8 protein-coding genes are annotated in these 7317 nt (G+C 55.3%); 5 read left to right on the forward strand and 3 right to left on the reverse strand.

Annotated features, from left to right (window positions below; all coding sequences use genetic code 11):
• Positions 1-2: 2 nt before the first annotated feature.
• Entirely contained in the window at positions 3-1160 is a 1158-nt protein-coding gene (locus CDA56_RS28245) for a glycosyltransferase family 9 protein (protein WP_004850015.1), read from the reverse strand.
• A gap of 361 nt (positions 1161-1521) precedes the next feature.
• Here CDA56_RS28245 and dgcJ point away from each other — a divergent pair, with 361 nt between their 5' ends.
• The 3 genes from dgcJ (at position 1522) to CDA56_RS28265 (ending at position 4162) form a co-directional block, all read left to right on the forward strand.
• Positions 1522-3018: a diguanylate cyclase DgcJ gene (dgcJ, locus tag CDA56_RS28255; protein WP_048261684.1), complete on the forward strand. Its 1497-nt coding sequence runs from the start codon at positions 1522-1524 to the stop codon at positions 3016-3018.
• A gap of 33 nt (positions 3019-3051) precedes the next feature.
• Entirely contained in the window at positions 3052-3552 is a 501-nt protein-coding gene (locus CDA56_RS28260; protein WP_004850011.1) for a YbaK/prolyl-tRNA synthetase associated domain-containing protein, read from the forward strand.
• A 163-nt stretch (positions 3553-3715) separates the two neighbouring features.
• A complete protein-coding gene (locus CDA56_RS28265) occupies positions 3716-4162 on the forward strand; it encodes a DUF441 domain-containing protein (RefSeq protein WP_004138309.1) in 447 nt (148 codons plus the stop codon).
• Here the strand turns inward: CDA56_RS28265 and CDA56_RS28270 are convergent.
• Positions 4146-4940 (reverse strand): AraC family transcriptional regulator, encoded by a 795-nt coding sequence (locus tag CDA56_RS28270; protein ID WP_162557342.1) that lies wholly within the window; start codon positions 4938-4940, stop codon positions 4146-4148. The two genes, CDA56_RS28265 and CDA56_RS28270, sit on opposite strands and share 17 nt — an antisense overlap.
• 97 nt (positions 4941-5037) lie before the next feature.
• On the opposite strand from CDA56_RS28270, the gene CDA56_RS28275 reads away from it, so the two are divergent.
• Entirely contained in the window at positions 5038-6222 is a 1185-nt protein-coding gene (locus tag CDA56_RS28275) for a CynX/NimT family MFS transporter (protein WP_064358723.1), read from the forward strand.
• Between the two features lie 37 nt (positions 6223-6259).
• Here the strand turns inward: CDA56_RS28275 and CDA56_RS28280 are convergent, their stop codons facing one another.
• Positions 6260-6952, reverse strand: a complete 693-nt coding sequence (locus CDA56_RS28280; protein WP_032749536.1) for a CTP synthase C-terminal region-related (seleno)protein — start codon at positions 6950-6952, stop codon at positions 6260-6262.
• A gap of 162 nt (positions 6953-7114) precedes the next feature.
• On the opposite strand from CDA56_RS28280, the gene CDA56_RS28285 reads away from it, so the two are divergent.
• Positions 7115-7317 (forward strand): 2-thiouracil desulfurase family protein (locus tag CDA56_RS28285; RefSeq protein WP_139536116.1); only part of this gene is annotated, 203 nt, incomplete at its 3' end.

Here is a 7317-nt window from a genome sequence, read left to right on the forward strand (position 1 = left end):
CCTTACCCGGCTCGCGCCTGTTGCAGGGTGACGGGATCAATCTCCGACATTATCAGGTCGGGCAAGCTCTCCAGCTGGTATACCTTGCCGCATTTAACGATAATCTGCCGCGCGTTGTCGTACCCCGGAGCCCAGAGTCGATTATTCATCCGCACATCTTTGTAGACCGCGATAAGCGGTTTTTTCCACGCCGCCGCCATATGGACCACCGAGGTATCCGGCGAGATAACTAAGTCGGCCTCGGCGATAAGCGCCATGCAGTGGTGCAGCGTTTTAAACGGATTCACGCAGACCTTCTCCGGCAGGGGGATCCGGATTTCATTGCGATGATCGAGCAATATGATATTGACGTCCGGATAATCCTCACACAGCCTGGCCAGAAGCGTTGCCAGCTGCGCCTGCGACATGCTGCGGTCCTGATGCCCGGCAAAAATATTAATCACCACGTTACGCCCGTTGAGCGCCGCCAGATAATCACGAACCTGCTGGCAGATATCCTGTGGTATATGCAGATCATAAGATTGCAGAGATTTTTTATCCAGCTGCAGATAATCAGCGATAAAAGAAAATGTCTTACTGACGTGCCAGTTTTCACAGTCAAAATCAAAAGACTTGCTGTAGTGTTTAATAGAAGGCCACTTATTGAAACCCAGTACCGCTCTGGGCTTTATCTGTCGTAACAACAGCATCCTGTGTACCGGAATATCAAACAACGACGGGTCGATTACAATATCGTACTTATTATTCGCAAGCTCAGTAATAACTGACTGAGGAACGTTATGGGTAAATTTGTGCAAATAATCCGCCGAGTCAACATTCTCGGCCTCATAGATATGGCGAATGCGAGGATTATAGCGCATGACCTGACTATTGGATTTGGTCAACAGAAAGTCAACGGTCATTCCCGCCTCGTGAAGACATTTAACCAGCGCTGAATCAACAACTACATCGCCGATCGCACCTTCATTACGCATTAACAGCACCGTTTTCGCGGAGGTTAAATCAGCTTCGCGGCGCGCGCGACTATCCCAGAACGCTTTAGCGATATAGACTCGCAGATCATTGCGTATTTTCTTAAAAAAATAATTTCGACGCCTGTTTAGCGCCCTTATTTTTTTAAACTTTCGAGGGGTTCCCTGCACCGCTGCGTTTTCCATCATGATAACCTCATTGCCGCTTTCAATAGTACTGCCTGTAACCCTGCTAAGGACTGGTAAAAATAAGAAAAGTTCGCTTGATAATTAACATTATTTCATTTTTAGCTGCACCAGGATAGCCATAGCAGCGTCATTGCAGCATATTTCATTGAGGATAAAATGAGTGAAAAATGGATTTTGCAGGATATTTACGACAGCAATATTCATTAGCGCCCTCATATTTAATAAACTATTTATTTTCATTGCCGCGCGGTGGTGCCCGATTCCGGCACTGGATAGATAAACAGTCTGCCTGCCACCGAACGTGGCGTCCCTGCGCCGCACATGGTAGAATTGTCTTAATTGTGCTGGCGAAATTATCATCATGAAATTACAGAATAAATTACTCCGTCATTTCATTTCTGCGGGGGTGGTTGTCCTGACATCTTCATTTCTGGTGTATGAATTAGTCGCCAGCCATCGGGATATGTCGGAATACATGCGCTACATCGTCGAGAAGGGCGAATCCGCCTTTCTGTACGATAAATATCAAAATCAGTTGGTTATCTCCCAGGTCTCGCGAAAGCTGGATACGCACCCCACTGCCGAAAAGGCCCAACAGGCCTGCGCTGGCGTGCAGACCAATGGCAACGTATACGGGCTCAATATCGCCGGGCATACCTTCCCCGGGCTTCACGGTACGCTCAGTACCACCCAGCCTTCGTGCGAGCCGTGGATTAACGATCTCCCGGCGCTGCAGGCTTTTGATGCCGCGATAGCCCAAAGCGATATTATCGCCGCGCTGAATTCGGCAACCTTCAAATCCGATAAACGCTTCCGCTATTACCTCGATTTAGACAATAAATACGCGTATTTCTATTCGCCGATTGAGATAAATAGCAGCCCCGTTGATAACTGGAACTTTCTTCACGACAGTAAACTGGGCATCACTCAGTTCAGTCTTAACGGTTTACTTCGCGGGCGTACGCTAATTTCCAGTATCTATGCTGACGCGCTAACCGGACAGAATATTTTGTCGTTCTTAACCCCGGTCTATCATCGGGATCGGCTGAAGGGCATTGTGATGGTGGACGTCACTCGTCACGATATTGAGAAGCTGCTCTATACCACCGACCGCCCCCTGGTCTGGCGCTATCTCGACATCACCTTAACGGACTCGGACTCAACGTCTGAAATCCGCGTTCACCGCAGCAACACGCATTTTTTCAGCTACGCCCACCATAGCCAGCAGGTGGCGGAAAACCTGCACATTTCGCTGTCGCTGGATATGTCCTATTTTCTGCTTAGCTCCTGGAAGCTATTTTTGTTTTACCTGATATCTACCGGCGTTCTGCTGCACCTGGTACGCATGCACTTTCGCCTGTATACCGACGTTTTTAAAGAAAACATTAGTGATTCTTTAACCGGTCTGTACAACCGAAAAATTCTCTCCTCGCTGCTGGAATCGCGTATGCAAAAGCTCACCGAGCAAGGCGTGAATATCGTGTTTATGGCGCTGGACTGCGACCGGCTAAAATACCTTAATGACACCTGGGGACACGATGAAGGCGACCGCGCCATCGTGCTGCTCGCCCAGTCCATTTCCGCCGCCATACGTAAAAGCGATTACGGCATCCGGCTGGGCGGCGATGAGTTCTTCCTGATACTGATCGATTATGAGGAACAGGAGGCGAAAAATATACCCGAGCGTATTCGCCAGCACCTGAAGGAAATTGACATTAACCAGCGCGTTAATTTCTCATGGGGGGCCTGCAGCATGGCGCCGGGGGATAGCCTGGCCGACGTCATGAAAATCGCGGATGCCCGGCTGTACGAAAATAAAAAGCAAAAAAAACACGCTTACCCGGGGCGAGAGGATTAATCTTGAGGTTTTATTTTTAAGGAAAAAAACGACATGAACGCGCCGGTAAAAGTGAGTATTCATCAGCAGCTGTTGGCGCTGCTTAACCGCGACCACGCCCGTTACCGGGTCGTGGAACATGAAGCCGTCGGAAAGTGTGAAGCCGTGTCGAAGATCCGCGGCACCGCGCTGGGTCAGGGAGCAAAAGCGCTGGTATGTAAAATTAAAGGACATGGGGTTAATCAGCACGTTCTGGCTATCCTTGCCGCCGATCTGCAGGCGGATTTAGCCCGGCTGGCCGAATACGTCGGCGGCAGCAAAGCCTCTCTGGCCAGTCCGGCGGAAGTTGACGCCCTGACCGCCTGCGTCTTTGGCGCCATTCCCCCTTTCAGCTTCCACCCCTCTTTACGCCTGGTCGCCGACCCGCTGCTGTTTGAGCGCTTCCCGGAAATCGCCTTCAACGCCGGGCAGCTTGATAAGTCCATCATCCTTGATACCGCCGACTATCTGCGTATTGCCCGTCCGGAACTGATCGCGTTTCATCGCGAAGCCTGATTGTTCCCTCTCCTGCGCCAGGGCGCGCATTGTGCCGCGGGGGAAAATCGATCGTGCAGATGCCTCAAATCGCGAGTCTGCGATAAAAAACCTGTTTACTTACGCGATTATGCGTAGAGTAAACGGGCTGTTCTTTTTTATATTCTGGCAAGGACCTCTGCACATGCTCGACACCACCCTGTTAATACTGCTGGGCCTGGCGGCGCTCGGCTTTATTAGCCATAACACCACCGTAGCTATTTCAATCCTGGTATTAATTATCGTCCGCGTCACCCCGCTCAACGCCTTCTTTCCGTGGATTGAAAAGCAAGGGCTGACCATCGGTATTATTATTCTCACCATCGGCGTGATGGCGCCCATTGCCAGCGGCACGCTACCGCCCTCTACGCTGCTGCACTCCTTCGTGAACTGGAAATCGTTGCTGGCGATTGCCGTGGGGGTTTTTGTTTCCTGGCTCGGCGGGCGCGGCGTGGCGCTGATGGGCTCGCAGCCGCAGCTGGTAGCCGGACTGCTGGTCGGCACCGTGCTCGGCGTCGCCCTCTTCCGCGGCGTCCCGGTCGGCCCGCTGATCGCCGCCGGGATCATTTCGCTGTTTATTGGGAAGTCGTAGCCAGGCTGGCAAGATAGCGCCCCGGGGTTTGCCCGAGGCCCTTTTTAAACATAGTAATAAAGGCGGTGGTCGAGTCATAGCCCAGGCTCTGCGCCGTCTGCTGTACCGTCTGCCCGCGGATCAGCATCTGCAGGGAGAGGATCAGCTGCAGCTGATGTCGCCAGCGGCGAAAGCTTAAGCCCGTCTCACGCACCACCAGCCGCGCCAGATTGCGTTCGCTCATGGCAAACTCCGCCGCCCACTGCGCCAGCGTTTGCCAGCGGGCCGGGTCGACGGCCATCATGTCCACCATCTGACGAATTTTTGGATGCCCGGAGACCGGGAGCTGCAGGTGCTCCTGCGGCTGCTGCGGGAGTTCATCGAACAGCACCTGCACCAGGCGGTTCATTGCCGGTTTAGCGAGTTCGGCCCTGCCGCGCTCGGCCATAACGAGGATAAGCTCGCGCACCAGCGGCGAAATCTTTAGCGTGCAGCAGAAATCCGGCATCGGCGCCGCGTGGGGTTCAATAAATAAAAAGCAGACCTGCGCCTCCGGCGTCGCGCGATTGCTGTGCGGCACCTGTCCCGGTACCCACACCGCGTACTGCGGGGGCACCATCCACATCGCGTTCTCCACTTCGCAGGTCAGCGCCCCGTGTAGCGCCAGGATGAGTTGACCTTTACGGTGATGATGGCGCGGAATGTACTGCTCGTCCGCGACCACCTGAATACGAAAAGCCGCCGCCGCTTCATGGCCGCTGTCCGGGTCGTAGCCGTCCAGGCCGAGTCCGATCATGATATTGTCCGATTTTAGCGATAATCTGTCATTTTAGCTTGATTTAAACAGGCGGCAAACAGGCTATGGTAAGCGCCACGTATTCTTGTTTGAGATAGCCATGAATTCTGTTTCACCTTCTGCCAGCCGCCGTAATCTGCTATTGATTACCGGTATTCTGCTTATCGCCACCACCTTGCGGGTCACCTTTACCGGCGCCGCGCCGCTGCTTGATGCCATTCGCAGCGAATATGGCCTCACCACCGCGCAAACCGGTCTGTTAACCACCCTGCCGCTGCTGGCCTTTGGCCTGGTCTCGCCGCTGGCGGCGGGTGTCGCCCGCCGATTCGGCATTGAACGTAGCCTGCTGCTGGCGATGATCCTGATTTGCCTCGGCGTGGGTCTGCGCTCCCTGCCCTTCGTCTCGCTGCTGTTTATCGGAACCGCGATTATCGGCTGCGGCATCGCCCTGGGAAACGTTCTGCTGCCCGGACTGATCAAACGTGACTTCTCGCAGCACGTCGCCAAAATGACCGGCGCTTACTCTCTCACCATGGGGGGCGCGGCGGCGCTGGGTTCGGCAATGGTCGTTCCGCTGGCGCTCGCCGGACTGGGCTGGCGCGGCGCGCTGTTGATGCTGATGGCATTTCCGCTGCTGGCGCTGTTTATCTGGCTACCGCAGGCGCGCAGGCAAGTCACCGCGCCGCTGACGGGGTCGGGCGCCATCCACAACCGCGGGATCTGGCGCTCGGCGCTGGCCTGGCAGGTGACGCTGTTTCTCGGGATTAACTCGCTGGTCTACTACGTCATCATCGGCTGGCTGCCCGCCATTTTGCAAAGCATAGGCTACAGCGAAGCGCAGGCGGGCTCCCTGCACGGGCTGCTCCAGCTCGCCACCGCGGCGCCGGGGCTGGCGATCCCGTTAATACTGCATCGGTTGAAAGATCAGCGCGGCATTGCGGTTCTGGTCGCCCTGATGTGCGCAGTCAGCGCGCTCGGTTTATGGTTTTTACCCGCTCAGGCGGTGCTGTGGACGCTTATCTTTGGCTTCGGTTCCGGCGCGACCATGATTCTGGGATTGACCTTTATCGGGCTGCGCGCCAGCTCGGCGCACCAGGCCGCCGCGCTGTCGGGAATGGCGCAGGCGGTGGGCTATCTGCTGGCCGCCTGTGGGCCTCCGGTGATGGGAAAAATTCATGATGCCAACGGCGACTGGCATATCCCGCTGATCGCCGTGGCGCTGATTTCCGTTGCGATGGCGGTATTTGGCGCGCTGGCCGGTCGCGATCGGGAGATCAACGGCTAGCGATATCGACGCCCGGCAACCGCCGCCGGGCGTTCGCTCACTGACTTGCCGCGCGTAAAAACGCGTGAACCAGCGGCGCAGGTCTGCCTTCCAGCGCATTGCGCTCGTGCTGAAATAGCGTGGCGACAAAGAACGGATGCGTCACCAGTTCTACTGCCCGAATCTCACCGTCATCATCCCAGCCCGTAACCCGCAGGTCGCCCTGCTCCAGCTCGCGGGCAAAATCGTCGGCAATCCCGTAGCTGCAGTGGTAACCCTCTTCAATACTGTCGCGGCCATAGGCGCGAGAGATCAGCGTATTGGCCCGCAGTTCAATGTTGTCCGACTTTTCTACCAGCGAGCAGCTAAGCGGCGCGATAACCATCCGGCCTTCGGTATCGGTTTCCGCATGTGCGGCATCCCGCCAGCCCATAACGTTGCGCGCGTATTCGATAATCGCGTGCTGGAATCCTCCGCAGGTGCCAAGGAACGGAATGCTGTTTTCCCGCGCGTGGCGTATAGCGATAAACGCGCCTTCGGCGTTTTTATAGGGGCTGGCGGGAACCACCCAGATAGCATCGTAATCAGCGAGATCGTCAGCGGACTTTATTTCGCTGGTGGCCAGCCAGTCATAACGCAGCGGCAGCTCCAGTACGGCGGCGGCATCATCAATTGCCAGGGGAATCGCTTTATGGGCAACTACATCAGGGTTGTAATCACCAACCAGGGCAATACGCAGGGGGGAGTTCATAGCAGGATCCTTATGTCAGAGCGAATATCAGGCAACACAAGGAGCCTCAGGTTAGCGATCTCAACGGCAGAACACAATCCTTATTTTGTCTGCTTCTGAACGCGGGTAATTTAGTCTGACTGGCGCTATGGTATAGGGCAGACAAATCGCTATGGATGAATGATGAAGGACAAAATTTTGGTTAGCGCCTGCCTGATGGGCTTTCAGGTTCGCTATAACGGCAGCCACAAAGCCCGGCTGGCTAACGCGCTGTCTCGCTGGCAGAGCGAGGGGCGGCTGGTCACCCACTGCCCGGAGCTGGCTGCCGGATTGCCCATCCCCAGGCTACCGGCGGAAATCCTTGGCGCGCAGGGAGCGGATGTCAT

This window comes from Klebsiella michiganensis (assembly GCF_002925905.1).
Taxonomy (GTDB): Bacteria; Pseudomonadota; Gammaproteobacteria; order Enterobacterales; family Enterobacteriaceae; genus Klebsiella; species Klebsiella michiganensis.

Bases quoted from the DNA above. Each gene is read 5' to 3' on its own strand.
- CDA56_RS28245 (WP_004850015.1), bottom strand. From the start codon at position 1,160: ATGATGGAAAACGCAGCGGTGCAGGGAACCCCTCGAAAGTTTAAAAAA.
- dgcJ (WP_048261684.1), top strand. From the start codon at position 1,522: ATGAAATTACAGAATAAATTACTCCGTCATTTCATTTCTGCGGGGGTG.
- CDA56_RS28260 (WP_004850011.1), top strand. From the start codon at position 3,052: ATGAACGCGCCGGTAAAAGTGAGTATTCATCAGCAGCTGTTGGCGCTG.
- CDA56_RS28265 (WP_004138309.1), top strand. From the start codon at position 3,716: ATGCTCGACACCACCCTGTTAATACTGCTGGGCCTGGCGGCGCTCGGC.
- CDA56_RS28275 (WP_064358723.1), top strand. From the start codon at position 5,038: ATGAATTCTGTTTCACCTTCTGCCAGCCGCCGTAATCTGCTATTGATT.
- CDA56_RS28280 (WP_032749536.1), bottom strand. From the start codon at position 6,952: ATGAACTCCCCCCTGCGTATTGCCCTGGTTGGTGATTACAACCCTGAT.